This window comes from Janthinobacterium psychrotolerans (assembly GCF_001677885.1).
GTDB classification, from domain to species: Bacteria; Pseudomonadota; Gammaproteobacteria; order Burkholderiales; family Burkholderiaceae_D; genus Janthinobacterium; species Janthinobacterium psychrotolerans.
In genome coordinates this window covers 43,411-61,347 of the sequence record NZ_LOCQ01000046.1, presented here as the reverse complement: position 1 = coordinate 61,347, position 17,937 = coordinate 43,411, and the positions used below count along the sequence as shown (strand labels likewise).

The window sequence follows — 17,937 nt, the reverse complement described above, 5'->3', positions numbered from 1 at the left end:
CTGCTCCTTGCTGTATTACCGCAGATTCACGAGGGTTTGCAAGATCGAATCCTGCGTCTTGATGGTCTGCGCATTGGCCTGGTAGGCGCGCTGGGCGGTGATCATGTTGACCAGCTCGGCCGTCAGGTCGACGTTCGACACTTCCACCGCCGACGAGCGCAAATTGCCGGCCGTGCCGGTGCCGGGTTCGCCGATGATGGGGCCGCCCGAGATCGAGGTTTCACCCCAGGCGTTGTTACCCAGGGGCTGTAAACCGTTCGGATTGGTAAACGAGGTCAGGACGACCTGGCCCAGGTCGCGCGTCCTGCCGTTGCTGTACTGGCCCTGGATAATGCCGTCGGAACCGACCACGAAGCGGCTCAGCTGGCCCGCAGCGTAGCCATCGGCCACGGTTTTCTTTTCACTGGTAGCAAGGCCCAGCTGGGTCGAATTGCTGAAATCGACCTTGACCGCCAGGGTGCCCGTGGCGCCGGTGGCCGGAATAATGGGCAAAGTGACGGTGAGAGGCAGGGTCCGCGGCGGACTGAGCGCCAGCATGGCGGCCTTGTCCAGGCTGCCGACGCTGTTGAAGATCAGCGAAGCGGTCTTGACCGCTGGCACCACGGTGGCGGCGGCGATCGCCGCGTCGATCTGGTCCGGCGTGCGGCTCGAATTGACGCCGTTGGCCACCGCACTGCCATAGGTGGCGGCGATCGCGCCCAGTTGCGCGGCGTTCGCGCCGGCAGTGCCGGCGGCGGTGGTGACGGCCGCGCCAGCCGCGTTGGCATACGCGACGGCGGCATTGGCGACATTGGCGGGAACCTGCGGCACGGCCGTGACGGCAGCCTGGTAGGTGGCGCGCGCGGCCAGCGCGGCGGGGTCGGTCTGCAGTGCGGAGGCGGCCTTGGCGCTGGTGATTTCCAGGTCATCCGAGGCGGTATAGACGTCCCAGGCATTGGTGCCGGTCTTGACGTAGAACATCGACATGGTGTGCGCGTTGCCCAGCGTATCGTAGACGGCGACGGGAATCTGCTTGTTGTACGACGTCGGGTCGGTCATGCTGAACGGCACCGTGGTCGGCATGACCGAATTCGAATTGAGGTTGATCTGGGTGTCGACCTTGGTGGTAGCTTGCGGGCTCATGTCGCCCGGATCGATCTGCAGCGGCACCGGCGCGCCGGCCAGCACCTTGCCGTTGGCATCGACCGGATAGCCGGTCAGCTGCGCATTCTGGGCATTGATGATGAAGCCGTTCTTGTCGACCTGGAACTGGCCATTGCGCGAATACTGGATCGTGCCGCCCGCGTTGGTGCGGAAAAAGCCCCCGCCATTGATGGCGAGATCGAGCGGATTGGCCGAGGTTTCCAGGTTACCCTGGCTAAACGATTGCGCCACTTGCGACACCGCCACGCCGATGCCGGCCTGGTTGCCGGCCACGCCATACAGCGAGCTGGCGTAGATATCGGCAAACTGCGCCTGCGATTGCTTGAAACCCACGGTGCCCGAGTTGGCGATATTGTTGCCGATGACGTCCAGCGATTTGGCGGCGCCGTTCAAGCCGCTCAGGCCTTGTTGGAAAGACATTCTTTGCTCCTGGTAAGGAATTTTTCGTTAAATGGTCAGGGAGCAGCGGGTTTCAGGCTGCAAAGGGTTTTGCAACACTTACAGAATCTGTTTCACGTCGGCCATGTTGATGCTGCCGACGCCAGGGACATTGAGTTTCACGCCGGCCGTCCCGGTCGAGACGCTGGCCACCGAACCGAAGGTCAGGCCGGTGGCATCCTTGAGTTTCTCGCCGCCACGCGTGGCCACCACCTCGAAGGTATAGCTGCCGTCGGCCAGCACGATGGGCTTGCCGTCCGCACCCTTTTCGCCAGTCTCGCCGTTCCAGCCCAGCGGCAAGGTGCCGGCCGCTTGCGCGCCCAGGTCGATGGCATGGACTTCCTTGCCGGCGCCGTCATAGATGACGACCTTGACATTGTCGGCGGGCGTGGCCAGGTCCACGCCCAGCAGGGACGCGCTCTTGCTCAGCGTGATACCCTTGCCGGCGGTCAACACGCCATGGCCGATGATGTTGGCCGCCTGCATCGATTCGGCTTGCTGGTAGCTGGTCTTCAGCGTTTCCAGCGTGGAATTGAGCTTGTTGACGCCGGTCACGGTCGACAGCTGGGCCAGCTGACTGGTCAGCTGCGCATTGTCGAGCGGATTCATCGGGTCCTGGTTTTGCAGCTGCGTCACGAGCAGGGTAAGGAATTTATTGGTGTCCTCTTCCACGCTGCCGGCGGCGGCCGTGGTTTTCTTCGGATTCATCGTCGCCATCAGATCGTTGGTGACGGCGGGGGAGCTGGTATCGATGGTTGCCATAATGATCAGTCAGGCCTTATTGGCCGAGTGTGAGTGTTTTCAGGAGCAGCGACTTGGCCGCGTTCATGGTTTCCACGTTGGTCTGGTAGGAGCGCGACGCGGACAGCATATTGACCATTTCATCGACGGTATTGACGTTAGGCATGGTCACATAGCCCTTGTCGTCGGCCAGCGGATTCTTCGGGTCGTACACCAGTTTCATCGGCGAAGGATCTTCGATCACCTTCTGCACCTTGACGGCGGTGCCGCCTGCGGCCAGCGGCACGGCTTCGAACACCACCTGCTTGGCGCGGTAGGCTTCGCCGCTGGCGCTGGTGGCGCTGTCGGCATTGGCCAGGTTGCTGGCCACGGTGTTCAGGCGCTGCGCCTGGGCGCTCATTGCTGAACCGGAAACATTGAAAATATTAAATAGCGACATGATTATTGTCCTCCCTGGATGGCCGTCAGCATGCTCTTGATCTGCGAATTGAGCAGCGTGATGCTCGCTTCATACCGAATCGCGTTATCGGCAAAGGCATTGCGCTCCAGGTCCATGTCCACCGTATTGCCATCGACCGCGCCCTGGGCCGGTGCGCGGTACAGCAGCGGCGTGCCGTCGGGCATGGTTTCGACCTTGCCGCCCGGAACGGTGCTGGCGGCAACGCCGTTGCCTGGAAGATGTTTCGCCGCCGTGCCAGTCAGTGCCGGCGCCACCCCTTCGCTGCGCGCCAGCACGCCTTTCAGGGCGCTGGCGAAATCGACGTCGCGCGCCTTGTAGTTGGGCGTATCGGCGTTGGCGATATTCGAGGCGAGCAGTTCCTGGCGCGTCGAACGCAAGCTCAGCGCGGACTCGTGAAAGCGCAGGTAATCGTCGAGTTTCCCTATCATGTCTGGCTCCGGAAAGGTCCGCCACTGGCGCCTGATGGCGGAAGGATGGCGACATATATGATGACAGGAAAGATAGTACGGTTCTCAGCGGCAATACCATCGCCGGATCAGACCATACTTTCACCCCTTAATCCACGCTTCAAGCACACCTGGCGCGACTATCATGGCAGTATTCCAGAGGCCTATCATCATGAAAAAACACTTCCTCTCGCTGCTGTCCGTACTTGTTGCATTTGCGCCACTGGCGCAGGCACAGACAGGCGGCCGCCAGTCGCCGGAAGCGCTGCGGCAGACGGTACAGCAGTTCCTGCAAGTCCAAAGCAATGGCCTGCCGGGCCAGGTCACCGTTACGGTCGGCGCGGTCGACCCGCGCCTGAACCTGGCCGCCTGCCCCGCGCCGCAAGCGTTCATGGCGCCGGGCAGCCGCGCCTGGGGCAAGAGCACGGTGGGCGTGCGCTGCACCGCGCCGGCCAGCTGGACGATTTACCTGCAGGCCAACGTGGCAGTGGTGGGCGACTACATCGCCAGCGCCGTGCCGCTGGCGCAGGGCCAAACGATAGATGCCACGCAACTGGTGACGATGCAGGGCGACCTGGCGGCATTACCTGCAGGAATCGCCACCAATATGGAACAGGTAGTGGGCGCCAGCACCAATATGTCGCTGCCGGCGGGCACGCCGATGCGCACCGATACCTTGCGCCGCCCGCCTGTGGTCAAGCAGGGCCAGCTGGTCCGGGTAGTGTCAAGCGGCAATGGTTTCCAGGTGGCGTCAGAAGGACGCGCCATCGGCAACGCCGGCGACGGCCAGACGGTGCAGGTACGCACCCAGGGGGGACAGCAGATCAGCGGCATCGCGCGGGCGGGAGGCTTGGTCGAAGTGGCCTTTTAAAGCATTGCAAACTTGTCTGGACAACGATATTTGTCATCTGGCACACTAAAGTTTCAGGAATAGTGGCCGATAAGAACTCATATACCGGAGTTTTTTGACTTCGACCAGACGAGGATCACGTTGTGAAAATTACCGATAACATTAAAAGCAATCCCGGCTTGCCGGTCACGCCGGCGGCCACGTCCGGCGCCCGCAACACCGAGAAGGCGCAAGCTGCCCCGGCATCGTCGGACAGCGTCCGCCTGTCGCCGCAAGGGCAGGCACTGGCGACCAGCGCAACGACCAGCAGCAATAGCGTGTTCGACACGAAAAAAGTCGAACGCATCAAACTCGCGATTGCCGATGGCCAGTTCCAGGTCAATTCTGAAAAAGTGGCGGACGGTCTCCTCGACACGGTCAAGGACCTGCTGCACTCACGAAATAGATAGGTTCTTCCATGCAATCCGTGACTCCGTTTTCCAGCCTGCACCACGAGCATGAGCTCATGACCAGCTTGCTGGCATTGATGAAACAAGAACAGCTGCATCTGGTTGCGGCCGACATCGATGCAATTTCGGACATTACGGTGCGCAAGACGGCACTGATCGGACAGCTGAGCCAGCTGGCGCAGCAACGCCACCAGGCACTGGCCGCCGCCGGCTTTGCCGCTGGCGAAGACGGCATGGACGGCTGGCTGGCCGCCGCCGGCAATACCGAAGCGGCGCCGCTGTGGACGGCACTGCTCGGCACCACGCGCCAGGCCAAGGAACAGAATCGCCTGAACAGCTTGCTGGTCAACAAACATCTGCTGCACACCCAGGGCGCACTGGTCGCCATGCGTCCGGCGGCCCAAAGCGGCAATTTCTACGGCCCCAGCGGCCAGACCACCACCAATACCACCCATCGCCGCGTCGTGATCGGCTGATTACGGCACCAAAAAGGTTGTCTGTTTGAGCATGCGCAAAGTCAGCCGCGCCGGCGGCGCTATGCTCTTACCTGGCACGCCGCACCACAAACAGGCGGACTTTTCCCGCTGACAAAAAAACATCTCCTCGGTTGACGTTGTTGCCTTCCCTCGCGCACGGTGCCGCACCGGCCCCGGCGTACCCACTCAATCGCATGTAGTACAGGAGCATGAATATGAACGCTATCGCACTAACGCGGGCAAGCGCGGCGCTGTTATTGGGCTGCGGCCTGCTGGCGCCCCTGGCCCAGGCCGATACACAAGTCGTCAAGTACGGCAACCTTTACGCCAATGCCGTCGTCGCCACGCCACTGCTGGCGCAGGACTCGCTGGTGGTCGACACTTTCACCACGGAACGGGGCGCGCTGTCGCAAACCACCACGTTTACCGTCGGCGACGGCGTCGAATACTTTTCCGGCAATGCCGCCTGGCTGGTCAATATGGCAGACGACTTCGGTCCGCGCCTGACCGGCGTCAATATCGACCTGTTCGACGCCACCAATACCCTGCTGCAATCCGACAACTTTGTCGGCGTGCTCGGCGGCTTCGCCCATTCGACCTTCGGCGGCCTGCTGGGGCCGGGCACCTACACCATGGTGGCCACCGGCACCGGCATCCGCGATTCCCTGCTCGACATTTCGCTGACCATGGCCGTGCCCGAACCGGGAACCTACGCCATGCTGCTAGCGGGCCTGGGCCTGGTCGGCCTGGGATGGTGGCGCCGCAAAAGCGGCGTGGTGCGCGATAGCGGCCGCTGGCAAATGATGCGTTACCAGCCGGTCGCGCCAGCGTAAGCCGGTACGTTCCAGCACGCCATACAACAGCGTCGCCGCCAGCAATGCTCAACCATGCGCGGGCCGCCCCGTGTGCTGGCGAAACCGGGCGGCAATCGCGTTGGCCTTCTCCATGGCAAGGGCTTGCTGTTCGGGTGTCAGTTCGTCGCGCAGCCCGTGCCAGTAGTTGTCCTGGTAGGGGTTGGTGCTGCCGGGCGTCAGGATATCGTCATGCACCATGCGCAGGGCCAGCAGATAGCCGTAGGCCTTGGGCGCGTCTTTTTTGCTCACCTCGCCGTCCGTCAGGTAGGCGATCATCAGAGTGCTGAGACTGGACAATTCGGCCTGCTCGGCCTGCGCCGTCAGTTGCGCGATCGCCTGCTGTTTCCAGGCCAGCACCAGCGGATCGTCGGGCCGGCTGCGCAGCGCGCTGCGGTCGCCGAACGGACCCTCCTCAAAAAACCGCGTGCTGGCACCCGGCACGCCGGCTTTGGCCGCCTGCGCCAGGAGTTCCAGGCGCGTGGTTTTCTGGCGCTCGGTCAGGTCCGCACACAAGTGCTGCTGCGCCGCTTTTTCTTCCGCCGTCATGTCGCTGCCGCGCTCGAACTCCAGCAGCGGCAAGCGTCCTTCTTTCTGGAACATGATGCAGTTGTCGATCAGCTGATAGGCGGCATAGGCGTCGTCCGGGCTGCCGCTGGCGGCCAGCCGGGCCAGTTGCTGTTCCAGGCCGGGCGCGGCGCTGGTCACTGCAGCTACCGGTGCAGGGCTGGCGCCGAGGTTGAAATAGGACGACAGGCTGCGACCTGCGGATGCCGGCGCCAGCACGGCCGGGGCCACTTCGGGCACAGGCCAGCAGCCATAGGCCAGCGCGGCCAACGCGGCAAGCGCAATCAGGGCGGGAACGGGGCGCATGGGATCAGCCGGTCATGGCTCAGCCGCCAGCCTGTTTCGGCTTGTGGCCCAGCTTGACGAGCGCCGCCATGATGGCGGCCACATGGTCGCCCTGCACTTCGATCACGCCATCCTTGACCGTGCCGCCCGAGCCGCATTGCGTGCGCAGCTGCTTGCCCAGCAGGGCCAGCGCGATGGCATCGAGCGCCAGGCCCTTGACGATGGTCACGCTCTTGCCGCCACGGCCCTTGGTCTGGCGCGCCACGCGCACGGCGCCGTCGCCGACCGGTGCCGCTTTTGCGGCGGCCTTGCACGCGCATTGCGCCAGCGGCTGGCGGCATGCCGGGCACATGCGGCCGGTTTCGGTGGAATAGACCAGGCCGCCTTGGGAACTGCTTTTCATGATGGGGATAGAAGAAAAAACAAAGATGCCGCGATTGTAGCAAGCGGCAAGGCCAGGCACAGCCTGATTATTGCGGATTGCCCGGCAACGGCGCGGGCGCGGTCGGCACTTCCGTCACCGTGTCGGCGATGCCGGACAGTATCGTCACGGCGACGCGGCGGTTGCGCGCCCGCCCTTCCGGCGTGTCGTTGTCGGCGACCGGAATATTGTCGGCGTGGCCGACCGCCGTCAAGCGCTGCGCCGGCACGCCGCTGGCGATAAACAATCGTACCACGGCGCTGGCGCGCGCCGACGACAGTTCCCAGTTCGAGGCAAAATTGGAATTGCTGATCGGCTGGATGTCGGTATGGCCTTCCACCTGCACATTGTGGCTGTCGCCGCGCAGCAGCACCGCCACCGCGCGCAGGGCCTGGTCCGATTCGGCAGTCAGGCCGGCGGCGCCCGGATCGAACAGCACGCTGGCATTGATTTCCACGCTCACGCCACGGCTGGTCTGGGTCACGCGCACCTTGCCTTCTTTCACCAGCGGCGCCAGGGTCGAAGTCAGGTCCTGCGCCAGGCGCGTCATGTGTTCGCGTTCGCGGCGGATCGCTTCGGTGCGGCGTTTCAGGGCCGGGTTCGGCAAGGGAATGGCCTGCGGCGCCTCCATCTGGATCGGCGGTGCGCCCTTGTCGAGGCTGAAGGCGGTGCCGATGGAATCGGAGAACACGCGGTACTTGCCCTCATTAACCTGCGAAATCGCGTACATCACCACAAAAAAGGCGAACAGCAGGGTGATGAAATCGGCGTAGGAAATCAGCCAGCGGTCCTGGTTGTCAGGGTCCTCGTCATACTTCCTGCGCGCGCGCCGCATCATGGTCAGTGCTCGCTCAGTGCTCGTGAAGCAGGCTGGCCACGCGCTCTTCGATGATGCGCGTATGGTCGCCGGTGGCGATATCGTAGAACACGGCGGCCGTGATTTCATACTGCACCACGCGGCGCGAGACGATGGCTTTCAATTTGTTGGCCACCGGCAGGAACAGCAAGTTGGCCAGGCCGACGCCGTAGATGGTCGAGACGAACGCCACCGCGATGCCGCCACCGAGTTTGCCGGGGTCGGTCAGGTTTTCCATCACGTGTATCAGGCCCAGCACGGCGCCCAGGATGCCGATGGTCGGCGAATAGCCGGCCGCCGATTCCCAGATTTTCACGGCCTGTCGTTCGGCCAGTTCATAGGCGGAAATTTCCACGTCGAGCAGCTGGCGCAGCTTGTCGGGCGCGATGCCGTCGACGATCATGCGCAGGCCCTTGGCGTTGAAATGATCGTCGGTGCTCTCCATCATGCGTTCGAGCGCCAGGGTGCCGTCGCGGCGCGCCGTCAGGCTCCACAGGCCGATATCGCGGCCCAGTTGTTCGCGCGTGTCGGCGGGCGGGAAAAATACCCAGCGCAGCATCTCCAGGCCGCGCACGAAGGTGCGCAGGCGCGTCTGCAGCAGCACCGCGCCGAAGGTGCCGATCACAACGATGGCAAAGGCGGCCGGCTGCAGCAGGGAGGCCATCTTGCCGCCCTCTAGTGCCTGGCCGACCAGCAGGCCCGCCAGCGCCAGCGCCAGCCCGATTACGCTGGACCAGTCCACGCCTGCTCCCTCAGGGTTGCGCGCAGGCGCGCGACGGCCTGGGTATGGAGCTGCGACACGCGCGACTCGGACACCCCCATCACGGCGCCGATCTCTTTCAGGTTCAGCTCTTCCTCGTAATACAGGCTCATCAGTATTTTCTCGCGTGGCGGCAGCGCATCGATGGCGTCGATCACGGACTGCCGGAAGTCGGTGTCGAGCAGGGAGCGCAGCGGGTCGCTGTCCTCGTCCACGCAATGGCGGTCGAGGAAGCTGTCATTGCCGTCCGGGTCATGGAAGTCTTCGTAGTAGACCAGCTGGTGGCCACCGCCCTCGCCCAGCATTTCCTGGTAATCGACCAGCGATATCTTGAGCAGCTTGGCCACTTCCGATTCGGTCGGCGGATGGCCCAGGCGCTGCTGCAGGGTACTCATCGCCTCTTCGATCTTGCGCATGTTCTGGCGCATGCTGCGCGGCAACCAGTCGCTGGTGCGCAACTCGTCGAGCATGGCGCCGCGAATCCGCAAGACGGCATACGTTTCGAACTGCGCGCCATGCGTCTCTTCATAGCGGGTGATGGCATCGAGCAGGCCGATCATGCCGGCCTGGATCAGGTCGTCGACCTCGACCGATGGCGGCAACTTGGCCTTCATGTGATGCGCCAGGCGCTTTACCAGCGGAATATGCTCCGTCAGCAAATGATCCTTGTTCGATTTCCCTTTGACCGTGTACATAGGCTACTTATTATTATCGTGTGAGGGGTGCTGCAACATCATCAGGCGCTGAAATGGTGTGGGTTCCCCGTCTGGTACAAGGTGGTGCCCAGCACCGGCGCCGCCGAGCGGGCCAGCCGTTCGGCCAGTCCGCGAAACGCCACCGATGCGCCAGCGAGCGGAAACGCATCGATCACGCTGCGGCCCAGCCGCGCCGCGCGATGCAGGTATTCGTCGGCCGGAACCGAGCCCATCGACGTCAGTTTCACGGCCAGGTAGCGACTTGCCGCTTGTGCCATATTATCGTATACCACTTTTGCTTCCGTTTCGGAAGCGCCGGTGACGAGAATGCCGAAAGGACGGCGGCCCAGTTCCTGGTTCAGGCGCTTGATCAGGCAGTAGGCGGCCTTGATCGAGGTGGCGCTGGTCGAGACCTGCACCACGATGTCGGCGCTGGCCATCATCGGCACCGGGAAGCAGGCGCCGCCCTGCCCGGCCATGCTCATGTCGCCATCGACCAGCACGATGCCGGCCTGGCGCGCCATCACTTCAAAGGTCTTGGCCAGGCGCCGCGCTTCATCCTCGCTGGCGTAGCCGGGGCCGTCCATCAGATGGCCGCGCGCGCCGAGGCTGGCCACGCCGAAGCCTTGCGGCACCTGGTGAATCACCTGGTTCAGGCCGCACTGCTGGCGCGCCACGTCGAGCAGGCTGGCGCCATGCGCCAGGCCCAGCCGCGAGGCGACGCCGTCGCCGCTGGTGCTGGCGTCGAGCAACAGCACTTCATTGCCCGCATGCACCAGGGACGCGCCGAGGTTGACCAGCATTGCGCCCTTGTCGTCCTGCGGCGTGGCCGACAGGAACGTCAGCACGCGTGGCTGCACGCCGGCAAGCATGCGGCGCAATCCCTCGGCCTGGTCGAAATCAAAATTAGCCACCATGCACCCCGCGTGCTTCGTTGTTGCGGGTCGCGGCCTGGGCCATCAGCAGCGGCAATTCGTCGTCCGAAAACTGGGTCGCGGCGCTGTCGCGCTTGAGCTTGAAGGCGCGGTCGATCAGGTAGCCGCGGTCGGCCAGGTATAAATCTTCCGGCACGCGCTGGCCGTTCGACACATAGAACAGATTGAGCTTCTGGCGTATCACCACGTCGAGCACATTGCCGATCGAGGCCGCTTCATCGAGCTTGGTCATGATACAGCCGGCCAGGCCGCCGCCCTGATAGGCGCGCACCACTTCATTGAGGGTTTCCTGGGTCGCGGTCGAATTCAGGCACAGCAGGCGCTTGACATCGGCGCCGGCGCCCGACAGCATCGCCACCTGTTCCGTGACCATCTGGTCGCGCTGGCTCACGCCCACGGTATCGATCAGCACCGTGTGCTTGTTTTTCAGTTCTTTCAGGGCGATGCGCAGGTCGGCCTCGTCTTTCACCGAATGGACCATCACGCCGAGAATCTTGCCGTAGATGCGCAGCTGCTCGTGGGCGCCGATACGATAGGCGTCGGTGGTGATCAGCGCCAGCTTTTCAGGTCCGTGGCGCATCACGCAGCGCGCGGCCAGCTTGGCGGTGCTGGTGGTCTTGCCGACGCCGGTGGGGCCAACCAGGGCGAACACGCCGCCTTGCTCGAGCATGGCGTCTTCGTTGGCCATGGTGTTCAGGTTGCGGCTCAGCACGGTTTTGATCCAGCGCATGCTTTGCGCACCGTCCAGGCCGGCCGGCAGCTTGTCGATCAGGTAGCGCGCCAGGCTGGCCGAAAAGCCGGCGGCCAGCATTTCACGCAGCACCACGTTTTTTTGAGGCTCGCGCTGCTGGGTGGCGCTCCAGGAAATTTCGGCCAGCTGGGTTTCCATCATGCCGCGCATGGCGCGGATTTCATTCATCATGCCGTCGATGTCGGCCGAGGCGTTCTTTTTCACATGCGCCAGCGCGCTGGTCATCATCTGCTGCATGCGCGCCAGGTCCAGGCCTTCGGCAGGCGCCGGGGCAGGACGGGCAGGCGGCGCCGATGGCCGCTGCGGCACCGCAAACTGGGTCTGCAACTGCGGGCGCGGCTGCGACATTTCCGAGGCGGCCGGCGGCGAGGCCAGCGAGGCGGCATCGTCATTGGCCAGCGCCAGGATTTCCACCACGCCATCGCCCTGGCGATTCGACAGGATCACGGCGTCCGGACCGAGCGCTTCACGCACCTTGCGCAGCGCATCGCGCGAGGTCGGCGCGGTAAATTTTTTCACATTCATGACCACACTCCCATGGCTGGCTTGGCGTGCTTCTGGCTGAACTGTGTGACCATCTTCGACTCCTGTTGCGTGAGCGATGCCTCCCAGACGGGACACGGATCACTCTGACAGCCTCCATTATTGGGGATGCGCCAAAGAAATGATAGAAGGAACAGGACCGGAAATGTCCCGTATTTCAATTTGCCGAGCGGAAATTGATCGGTTTACTGCGCACCGACCAGGCTGGTAACGCGTATCGTCTTGGTTTCCGGCACTTCCGCATGCGACAGCACCTTCAGTTGCGGCAGGGCGCGGCGCAGGAAGCGCGACAGCAGCGCGCGCAGCGGCGCCGGCACCAGCAGCACCGGCGTCAGGCCCATCGCCTCCTGCTGCTGCGCGGCCAGTCCCGCCTGATGGGCGATGGTGTCGGCCAGGCCCGGCTCGATGCCGGAGCCGTCGCCGCCGGCGCCCATGGCCTGCATCAGCAGGCGTTCCAGGCGGTTGTCCAGGGTCATCACCGACAATTCGGCCGCGCCCGGGAACAGCTGCTGCACGATGGCGCGGCCCAGCGAGACGCGCACCAGCGCCGTCAGGTCGGTCGGGTCTTGCGTGTGCACCGTGTGCTCGGCCAGGGTTTCGATAATGGTGCGCATGTCGCGGATATGCACGCCTTCCATCAGCAGGTTCTGCAGCACTTTTTGCAGGGTCGACAGCGACAGCATCTTCGGCACCAGGTCTTCCACCAGGCGCGGCGCATCCTTGCCCAGGTGGTCGAGCAAGGATTGCACTTCGGCGCGGCCCAGCAGCTCGGACGCATGCGAAGTGATCAGATGATTCAGATGGGTGGCCACCACGGTGCCCGCATCGACCACCGTATAGCCCATCGATTGCGCCTGGTCGCGCAGCGCGCCATCGATCCAGGTAGCCGGCAGGCCGAAAGCCGGGTCGGTGGTCGCCACGCCGGGCAGGCTGCCGCTGGCCATGCCGGGGTTGATCGCCAGGAACTGGCCATTGAACGATTCGCCCACGCCCACTTCCACGCCCTTGAGCGTGATGCGGTAGGCCGAAGGTTTCAGTTCCAGGTTGTCGCGGATATGCACCGGTGGCGCCAGGAAGCCGACTTCCTGGGCGAATTTCTTGCGGATGCCTTTGATACGCTTGAGCAATTCACCGCCCTGCGACTTGTCGACCAGCGGAATCAGGCGATAGCCCACTTCCAGGCCCAGGGTGTCGACCGGCATGATGTCTTGCCAGCTGGCCTCTTCCTGTTCCGGCGCCACGGTGGCCTGCGGTGCCTCGCTGGGCATTTCAGCGTCGGCTTTCTTCTTCTGCGCCGTCTTGGTGATCATGTAGGCCGAGCCGGCCAGGGCGCCGGCCAGCAGCAGGAACACCAGGTTCGGCATGCCGGGGATCATGCCCATGCCGCCGATAATACCGGCGGTAATATACAGCACCTGCGGTTTGGCAAACAGCTGGCCCACCAGCTGGGTGCCGATGTCCTGATCGCTGGCCACGCGCGAGACGACGATACCGGCCGCCGTGGAAATGATCAGCGACGGGATCTGCGCCACCAGGCCGTCACCGATGGCCAGCAAGGTGTAGTTCTTCAGCGCATCGGCAAAGCCCATGTCGTGCTGGATCAGGCCCACCAGCAGGCCGCCGACGATATTGATTACGGTCACCATGATGCCGGCAATCGCATCGCCACGCACATATTTGCTGGCGCCGTCCATGGCGCCGTAGAATTCCGCTTCCTGCGCCACTTCCGTGCGGCGGCGGCGCGCTTCGTCTTCGACGATCAGGCCGGCGTTCAGGTCGGCGTCGATCGCCATCTGCTTGCCGGGCATCGCGTCGAGCGCAAAGCGGGCGCCCACTTCGGCGATACGGCCCGCGCCCTTGGTGACAACAGTAAAGTTAATGATGGTGAGGATGATAAACACCACGATACCGACCGTGTAGTTGCCGCCGATCAGGAAGTGGCCGAAGGCCTCGATCACCTTGCCGGCCGCATCCGCGCCCGTATGGCCTTCGGTCAGCACGATACGGGTCGACGCCACGTTCAGCGACAGGCGCAGCATGGTCGAGACCAGCAAAATCGTCGGGAACGCCATGAAGTCGAGCGGCTTGACGGTATACAAGGCGGTCAGCAGCACGATGATGGACAGCGCAATATTGAAGCTGAAGAAGATATCGAGGATAAACGCCGGCAGCGGCAGCACCATCATCGCCAGCAGCATGATGATGATGATCGGTGCGGCCAGGCCCTTGCTGGCATTGTTGCTCATGCCGCTCAGCCAGGCTGGCATTCTCAAGCCGTTCATGGTGTACTTCCTTTATTGTTCTTGTCGGCGCCGGGCGCCGGTTTGCTCTGTTTGTTCTGCGAAGCGGGATCGTGCGGGTCGAGTTCGGGCGGCACAGCGAGTTTCTTTGGCTTGTCCGGCCGCTGGCCATGGCCACTGCCGTAGCTGCGCAGCTGGAACACATAGGCCAGCACTTCGGCCACCGCGCCGTACAGCGCTTCGGGAATCTCGTCGCCGATCTCGGTATGCTTGTACAGCGCACGCGCCAGCGCCGGCGCTTCCAGGATGGCAACCTTGTGCTCGCCCGCCAGTTCGCGGATCTTTGCCGCCACTTCGTCGGCGCCCTTGGCCACCACCTGCGGCGCGCCGCGCGAATTCTCGCCGTATTTCAGCGCCACCGCATAGTGCGTCGGATTGGTGACCACCACGTCGGCGGTCGGCACATCGGCCATCATGCGGCGCTTCGACATCTCGTGCTGCAACTGGCGGATCTTCTGCTTGACCTGCGGATTGCCGTCCGACTCCTTGGCTTCCTGCTTGACTTCCTGCAAGGTCATTTTCATCTTGTTGGCGTAATGCCACATCTGGTACGGTCCATCGATGGCGGCGATCAGGCCCAGCGCGCCGACAATAAACAGAAAGGCGCTGATCAACAGGCTGATCATGTGCGCCGAGCCGGCGCGCAGCGCTTCGACCGACAGGCCCAGCACGGCATCCTTGTGATGCTGCATTACCAGCCAGGCGACAAAGCCGACCACCAGGGTCTTGGCCAGCGCTTTCAACAATTCGACCAAGGCATTTTTCGACACCATATTGCCCAGGCCGCGTATCGGGTTGAGCTTGCCGAAATTCGGCGTAAACGCTTTCGAGCTGAACAGCCAGCCGCCGACCAGCAGCGGCGAGGCCAGCGCCACCACCATGATCGCCACCGCGTATGGCAGGCAAGTGAGCAACACGGAGGTCACGTCGCTGGCGACACGCAAGATCATGGCATTCGGATTGAGTATCTGTTCCCGGTCCAGGGTCAGGCCGGACACCATCACGGCCGTCAGCTGGCGCACGATGGCGTCGCCGGCAAACCACAGGCAGCAGCCCGACGCCATCAGCACCGTGAACGTCGCCACTTCACGCGATCGCGGAACGTCGCCTTCCTCACGCGCCTGCTCGAGGCGCTTCGGTGACGCGGCTTCGGTCTTTTCTGCGTCGCTGTCTTCCGACATCAATCAACTCCGGTGAAGTCCCGCGGCCCGAACTGGCGCATGATGGACTGGATAGCCAACATTATTGCCGTTCGGCCGTGATGGCCATGCGGCGAACAGGGGCATAAATGCCCTGCATTTCAGCTTGCCGAAGTGAAATTACCTGGAGCGCCGGGTTTGCGCCTGCTTGACGGTCTGTTCGATGGCGCCAAACAGCGATTTGCCGTCCTCGCCCGGCATCTCGATGCGCACGGTGTCGCCAAACAGCATATAGGGCGTGCTGATGACGCTATCGGCGATCAACTCTTGGTGTCGTCGCTCAACGATGCTGGAAAAGCCCTTTTTGACTTCCTTGTTGGCCACGCCGCCGCCGCTCACCACGCTGCCGGCGCGGGCCGATCGCGTCTGGCACAGGTGGGCCAGCAGCTGCGGATAATTGAAGGCCATGTCGGCGCCGGCCTGCGGCTGGCCTGTCAGCTTGCCGTTCAGGCTGCAGCGCAGCGGCAGGTGCACCTTGCCGCCGCGCCAGGCGTCGCCAAGCTCATCCGGCGTAATCGCCACCGGCGAACAGGCCATCGCCGGTTTGGACTGCACGAAACCGTAGCCGCTGCCTTGTTCCGCCTGCTGCAAATTGCGCAGGGTAATATCGTTGACCAGCATCAGCAATTTGATGTGCATGTGCGCCTGGTCGGCCGTCGCGCCCAGCGCCACGTCGTCGGTAATGACGGCGATCCCCGCTTCGTAATCGATGCCCCACTGCTCGTAGGCCAGTTCGATCTCGTCCTGGGCGCCGAGAAACGCATCGCCGGTGCCCTGGACCAGGCGCGGCGCCTCGCGCAGGTCGGCAGGGATGTCCTGGCCGGCCGCCTTGCAGGCGCGCTCGATCTGCGGCAAATAGGCCGTACCGGCCACCCGCTGGCTGCTGCGCGGCAGGGGCGCCATGCAGTTGGCCGGGTCGAAGTCAAAGGCGCGGTGGCCGCGGCCACTGTTGATGGTCTGGTACAGCAAGTCCAGCTGGGGCGCGATAAAGGTCCAGTCGTCGAGCGCCTTTTGCAAGGTCGGCGCGATGCCATCGGCCAGGTGCGCCGTTTTCAGGTCGCGCGAGACGACGGCCAGCTGGCCATCGCGCGTGCCGTCCTTCAGTGTGGCTAATTTCATGTAAGGAAAACTTTGTCAGATACGGGCAAAAGACGCCAAAAAGCCGGGAATACCCGGCTTTTTGGCGCGTGAAAGTGGATCAGGCCAGCAAGGCGATCTGTTCCGGCGTCAGGTAGCACCATTCGCCTTCTGCGATGCCCAAGGACTCCAGGGCCAGGCTGCCGATGGCGGAACGGTGCAGCGCCGTGCAATGGTTGCCGGCGGCCGCCAGCATGCGCTTGACCTGGTGGTATTTGCCCTGTTCGAGCACGATTTCCAGCTGGTGCTCACCGCGCTTGACACAGACCAGCGCCGCCAGCGGCGCCGGTTCATCGTGCAACTGCACCCCGGCCAGCAGCAGCGCCACCAGCTCATCGGTCACCGGTTCCTGGGTGGTGGCCTGGTAAATCTTCGGCACATGACGCTTCGGCGACGATTGCGCATGAATAAACGGGCCATCGTCGGACATCAGCAGCATGCCGGTCGTGTCATGGTCGAGCCGGCCTACCGGCTGCACTTCGCGCCAGGTGAATTGTTCCGGCAGCAGGGTCAATACGCCCGGGTGGTGGCTGGGCTTGCGCGAGCACTCGAAATTGGCAGGCTTGTACAGCGCCAGGTACAGGTGCTGACGGTAGACCCACTCTTCGTCGAACACCCGCAGCACCAGAGCGTCGGTTTCAACGGTGGTGCGGTAATTGGTCTGTGTCACGCCGTCGATGACGACCTCGCCATCATCGACCAGGGAACGGCAGTACTTGCGGGTGCCAAAACCCTGCGATTGCAGGATGCGGTCTAGGGATAATTTGCTCATGGGCGTGACTTTACCAGATGCTGGCGTGGGCGTGAAGGCAAGGCTCATGCATAGATACGGCAAAGTACAAGGACTGTTTTTCGTTGAGGCGGTTATTTCTTTTGAGATATGTCAAGTAGCAAGAAAATCGCATTGCTACACTGAAACCTCATTAGGAATCCGCCTAATGAACGTTAGGAATTAAGGCAGGAAACAGAAGGAGCAACCATGAAACACATACACACCATCGTCCTGGAAGGCAGCATCGCGCAGATGCGCACCCGTGTCGCCATCGAACAGGGTGCCATGCATCAGGTGCAATTGAGTGTGGCGCGCTGGCGCGCTGATCCCGCCAGCAAGCCCGAGCTTGAACAAGGTCCCGCCATGGCGGCCAGCCAGGCCGAATGGCATGCCGCCGCGCAGTGTCACTTCCTGTGCTGGCTGGCCGGCGGTGGCTTTGCCCAAACCGAAGAGGAAGAATCGCACCACACTATTGCCTTGTCCGCCAGCCTGAACGAGGCAGCGGACAGCCAGGCGCGGGCACCAAGCATGCCCGCCCCTTGCCATAACTGTACCGCCTGAATCAGTTCGACAGACTAGCCATGCCCCGGCCCCGCATGCTTGCCTCCGCACCAATCGTGCCCATTATCGATCATGCAAAAGGAAACGGCGGCATTGCGCCGCCGCTCCCAAGTCCCATCGGGACTTTAGTGAGGAATATAAATTCGCTCAAAACCGCATCGTCGATGCGGCAAGTAGTTCCAAGACATACAGATCAAGTTCGCACTGACAACATAGTTGATGTATATCACCCTCCCTTGAGAAGAACTACTGTTTGAATATAGCCCATGCAGCAAGATTTTCAAGGTCAATTGCCGCGATA

20 protein-coding genes are annotated in these 17,937 nt (G+C 63.0%); 5 read left to right on the top strand and 15 right to left on the bottom strand.

Going from position 1 to position 17,937, the window contains the following annotated elements; genetic code table 11:
- Positions 1-15: 15 nt before the first annotated feature.
- The 4 genes from ASR47_RS05930 to flgB all read right to left on the bottom strand — a co-directional run bounded on the left by ASR47_RS05930 (position 16) and on the right by flgB (position 3,210).
- Positions 16-1,563: a flagellar hook protein FlgE gene (locus tag ASR47_RS05930; protein WP_065306835.1), complete on the bottom strand. Its 1,548-nt coding sequence runs from the start codon at positions 1,561-1,563 to the stop codon at positions 16-18.
- A gap of 78 nt (positions 1,564-1,641) precedes the next feature.
- Entirely contained in the window at positions 1,642-2,343 is a 702-nt protein-coding gene (locus ASR47_RS05925; protein WP_065306834.1) for a flagellar hook assembly protein FlgD, read from the bottom strand.
- A gap of 16 nt (positions 2,344-2,359) precedes the next feature.
- Positions 2,360-2,761: a flagellar basal body rod protein FlgC gene (flgC, locus tag ASR47_RS05920; RefSeq protein WP_065306833.1), complete on the bottom strand. Its 402-nt coding sequence runs from the start codon at positions 2,759-2,761 to the stop codon at positions 2,360-2,362.
- A 2-nt stretch (positions 2,762-2,763) separates the two neighbouring features.
- The gene (gene flgB, locus ASR47_RS05915; RefSeq protein ID WP_065306832.1) at positions 2,764-3,210 is read right to left on the bottom strand and encodes a flagellar basal body rod protein FlgB; all 447 of its coding nucleotides are present in this window, start codon (positions 3,208-3,210) and stop codon (positions 2,764-2,766) included.
- 190 nt (positions 3,211-3,400) lie between these two features.
- On the opposite strand from flgB, the gene flgA reads away from it, so the two are divergent.
- From flgA to ASR47_RS27835, 4 genes are all read left to right on the top strand, one after another.
- Positions 3,401-4,099 (top strand): flagellar basal body P-ring formation chaperone FlgA, encoded by a 699-nt coding sequence (flgA, locus tag ASR47_RS05910; protein ID WP_065306831.1) that lies wholly within the window; start codon positions 3,401-3,403, stop codon positions 4,097-4,099.
- Positions 4,100-4,221: 122 nt separating this feature from the next.
- On the top strand, positions 4,222-4,527 hold the full coding sequence (gene flgM, locus ASR47_RS05905) for a flagellar biosynthesis anti-sigma factor FlgM (protein ID WP_065306830.1): 306 nt from the start codon (positions 4,222-4,224) through the stop codon (positions 4,525-4,527).
- Positions 4,528-4,535: 8 nt separating this feature from the next.
- Positions 4,536-5,003, top strand: coding sequence for a flagella synthesis protein FlgN (locus tag ASR47_RS05900; protein ID WP_065306829.1), 468 nt, complete (start codon positions 4,536-4,538; stop codon positions 5,001-5,003).
- A 215-nt stretch (positions 5,004-5,218) separates the two neighbouring features.
- Positions 5,219-5,836 carry a PEP-CTERM sorting domain-containing protein gene (locus ASR47_RS27835; protein ID WP_065306828.1) on the top strand — a complete coding sequence of 206 codons (618 nt, stop codon included), beginning with the start codon at positions 5,219-5,221 and terminating at the stop codon, positions 5,834-5,836.
- Between the two features lie 48 nt (positions 5,837-5,884).
- On the opposite strand, the gene ASR47_RS05890 is transcribed toward ASR47_RS27835, so the two are convergent.
- The 11 genes from ASR47_RS05890 to ASR47_RS05840 form a co-directional block, all read right to left on the bottom strand.
- Positions 5,885-6,727 (bottom strand): hypothetical protein, encoded by an 843-nt coding sequence (locus tag ASR47_RS05890; protein WP_065306827.1) that lies wholly within the window; start codon positions 6,725-6,727, stop codon positions 5,885-5,887.
- Positions 6,728-6,746: 19 nt separating this feature from the next.
- Positions 6,747-7,109 carry a translation initiation factor Sui1 gene (locus ASR47_RS05885; RefSeq protein WP_065306826.1) on the bottom strand — a complete coding sequence of 121 codons (363 nt, stop codon included), beginning with the start codon at positions 7,107-7,109 and terminating at the stop codon, positions 6,747-6,749.
- A gap of 67 nt (positions 7,110-7,176) precedes the next feature.
- Complete coding sequence (gene motD / locus ASR47_RS05880; protein WP_065306893.1) at positions 7,177-7,962, bottom strand: flagellar motor protein MotD; 786 nt, start codon at positions 7,960-7,962, stop codon at positions 7,177-7,179.
- Positions 7,963-7,978: 16 nt separating this feature from the next.
- Complete coding sequence (locus ASR47_RS05875) at positions 7,979-8,725, bottom strand: flagellar motor protein (RefSeq protein WP_065306825.1); 747 nt, start codon at positions 8,723-8,725, stop codon at positions 7,979-7,981.
- On the bottom strand, positions 8,707-9,438 hold the full coding sequence (locus ASR47_RS05870; RefSeq protein ID WP_065306824.1) for an RNA polymerase sigma factor FliA: 732 nt from the start codon (positions 9,436-9,438) through the stop codon (positions 8,707-8,709). The genes ASR47_RS05875 and ASR47_RS05870 overlap by 19 nt, the downstream gene beginning before the upstream one ends.
- Before the next feature lie 41 nt (positions 9,439-9,479).
- On the bottom strand, positions 9,480-10,352 hold the full coding sequence (locus ASR47_RS05865) for a MinD/ParA family ATP-binding protein (protein ID WP_065306892.1): 873 nt from the start codon (positions 10,350-10,352) through the stop codon (positions 9,480-9,482).
- Positions 10,345-11,649 (bottom strand): flagellar biosynthesis GTPase FlhF, encoded by a 1,305-nt coding sequence (gene flhF / locus ASR47_RS05860; RefSeq protein WP_065306823.1) that lies wholly within the window; start codon positions 11,647-11,649, stop codon positions 10,345-10,347. Before flhF ends, ASR47_RS05865 begins: the two co-directional genes overlap by 8 nt.
- 203 nt (positions 11,650-11,852) lie before the next feature.
- Positions 11,853-13,949 (bottom strand): flagellar biosynthesis protein FlhA, encoded by a 2,097-nt coding sequence (gene flhA, locus ASR47_RS05855; RefSeq protein WP_065306822.1) that lies wholly within the window; start codon positions 13,947-13,949, stop codon positions 11,853-11,855.
- On the bottom strand, positions 13,946-15,148 hold the full coding sequence (flhB, locus tag ASR47_RS05850; protein WP_065306821.1) for a flagellar biosynthesis protein FlhB: 1,203 nt from the start codon (positions 15,146-15,148) through the stop codon (positions 13,946-13,948). The genes flhA and flhB overlap by 4 nt, the downstream gene beginning before the upstream one ends.
- A 138-nt stretch (positions 15,149-15,286) precedes the next feature.
- Positions 15,287-16,285, bottom strand: a complete 999-nt coding sequence (locus ASR47_RS05845) for a fumarylacetoacetate hydrolase family protein (RefSeq protein WP_065306820.1) — start codon at positions 16,283-16,285, stop codon at positions 15,287-15,289.
- A gap of 79 nt (positions 16,286-16,364) precedes the next feature.
- Positions 16,365-17,075, bottom strand: coding sequence for a pseudouridine synthase (locus ASR47_RS05840; protein ID WP_065306819.1), 711 nt, complete (start codon positions 17,073-17,075; stop codon positions 16,365-16,367).
- Between the two features lie 207 nt (positions 17,076-17,282).
- Here ASR47_RS05840 and ASR47_RS05835 point away from each other — a divergent pair, with 207 nt between their 5' ends.
- Positions 17,283-17,636, top strand: a complete 354-nt coding sequence (locus tag ASR47_RS05835; protein ID WP_065306818.1) for a hypothetical protein — start codon at positions 17,283-17,285, stop codon at positions 17,634-17,636.
- The last annotated feature ends 301 nt before the right edge of the window (positions 17,637-17,937 follow it).

Excerpts from the sequence above, each read along its gene's own strand:
- ASR47_RS05845 (WP_065306820.1), bottom strand. The coding sequence starts at position 16,285 with ATGAAATTAGCCACACTGAAGGACGGCACGCGCGATGGCCAGCTGGCC.
- ASR47_RS05885 (WP_065306826.1), bottom strand. The coding sequence starts at position 7,109 with ATGAAAAGCAGTTCCCAAGGCGGCCTGGTCTATTCCACCGAAACCGGC.
- ASR47_RS05890 (WP_065306827.1), bottom strand. The coding sequence starts at position 6,727 with ATGCGCCCCGTTCCCGCCCTGATTGCGCTTGCCGCGTTGGCCGCGCTG.
- flgA (WP_065306831.1), top strand. The coding sequence starts at position 3,401 with ATGAAAAAACACTTCCTCTCGCTGCTGTCCGTACTTGTTGCATTTGCG.
- motD (WP_065306893.1), bottom strand. The coding sequence starts at position 7,962 with ATGCGGCGCGCGCGCAGGAAGTATGACGAGGACCCTGACAACCAGGAC.
- ASR47_RS05900 (WP_065306829.1), top strand. The coding sequence starts at position 4,536 with ATGCAATCCGTGACTCCGTTTTCCAGCCTGCACCACGAGCATGAGCTC.
- flhF (WP_065306823.1), bottom strand. The coding sequence starts at position 11,649 with ATGAATGTGAAAAAATTTACCGCGCCGACCTCGCGCGATGCGCTGCGC.
- ASR47_RS05925 (WP_065306834.1), bottom strand. The coding sequence starts at position 2,343 with ATGGCAACCATCGATACCAGCTCCCCCGCCGTCACCAACGATCTGATG.
- ASR47_RS27835 (WP_065306828.1), top strand. The coding sequence starts at position 5,219 with ATGAACGCTATCGCACTAACGCGGGCAAGCGCGGCGCTGTTATTGGGC.
- flhA (WP_065306822.1), bottom strand. The coding sequence starts at position 13,949 with ATGAACGGCTTGAGAATGCCAGCCTGGCTGAGCGGCATGAGCAACAAT.
- flhB (WP_065306821.1), bottom strand. The coding sequence starts at position 15,148 with ATGTCGGAAGACAGCGACGCAGAAAAGACCGAAGCCGCGTCACCGAAG.
- ASR47_RS05840 (WP_065306819.1), bottom strand. The coding sequence starts at position 17,075 with ATGAGCAAATTATCCCTAGACCGCATCCTGCAATCGCAGGGTTTTGGC.
- ASR47_RS05930 (WP_065306835.1), bottom strand. The coding sequence starts at position 1,563 with ATGTCTTTCCAACAAGGCCTGAGCGGCTTGAACGGCGCCGCCAAATCG.
- flgC (WP_065306833.1), bottom strand. The coding sequence starts at position 2,761 with ATGTCGCTATTTAATATTTTCAATGTTTCCGGTTCAGCAATGAGCGCC.
- flgB (WP_065306832.1), bottom strand. The coding sequence starts at position 3,210 with ATGATAGGGAAACTCGACGATTACCTGCGCTTTCACGAGTCCGCGCTG.
- ASR47_RS05835 (WP_065306818.1), top strand. The coding sequence starts at position 17,283 with ATGAAACACATACACACCATCGTCCTGGAAGGCAGCATCGCGCAGATG.
- ASR47_RS05870 (WP_065306824.1), bottom strand. The coding sequence starts at position 9,438 with ATGTACACGGTCAAAGGGAAATCGAACAAGGATCATTTGCTGACGGAG.